We start from the raw sequence: 673 nt of genomic DNA on the forward strand, positions 1-673 counted from the left end.
GCCGTTGAATGGGCCAGCCGTGCGCCGTTCAACAGTGGCGGCACGCTGGAACTTCGCCCGCTGATCTCCGCCGAAGACTTCGGTGAGGCCTTCACCCCCGAATTACAGCAGCAGGAACAGCGTCTGCGTGCACAGCTGGAAGGTTGACCCGATTCATCTCCCTGCCGGGCACGACCCGGCGCTACTGCCCTGAACCGCACAACGGAGTATTGCCATGAGACTGATTCCCTTCCTCGGCTTCAGCGGCCAGGCCCATGAGGCGATGGCGTTCTATGCCAAGGCACTCGGTGGCCAGGTCACCTCGGAAATGAAATACCGCGACATGCCGCCCTCCGATGGCTCGCCGGGCTGCAACGAGATGCCGCCGGAAACCCTGGACCACGTCGCGCACAGCCAGCTGGAAATCGGCAGCGCCATCGTGATGGCGGCCGACGGTCCCGGCGGTGGCGAGGGTGGTTCGACCACCATCAATGTCGACGTTGACAGCATCGAAGAAGCCGAGCGCGTGTTCGCGGCGCTGGCCGAAGGCGGCCAGGTGCAGATGCCGATCGCCGAAACGTTCTGGGCGCACCGCTGGGGCATGCTGATCGACCGCTACGGCAAGCCGTGGATGGTCAATTGCATGAAGCAGCCCTGATCCCTCTTTTCTTCAGCCACAAGGAGCTTCACCGAT

At 63.4% G+C, this 673-nt stretch carries 1 protein-coding gene; it reads left to right on the top strand.

The features are described from left to right. The first annotated feature begins 214 nt into the window (after positions 1–214). On the top strand, positions 215–637 hold the full coding sequence (locus DAI20_RS19555; protein ID WP_005415090.1) for a VOC family protein: 423 nt from the start codon (positions 215–217) through the stop codon (positions 635–637). Positions 638–673 lie beyond the last annotated feature (36 nt).

Source organism: Planctomonas deserti (assembly GCF_003067705.1).
GTDB lineage: Bacteria > Actinomycetota > Actinomycetes > Actinomycetales > Microbacteriaceae > Planctomonas > Planctomonas deserti.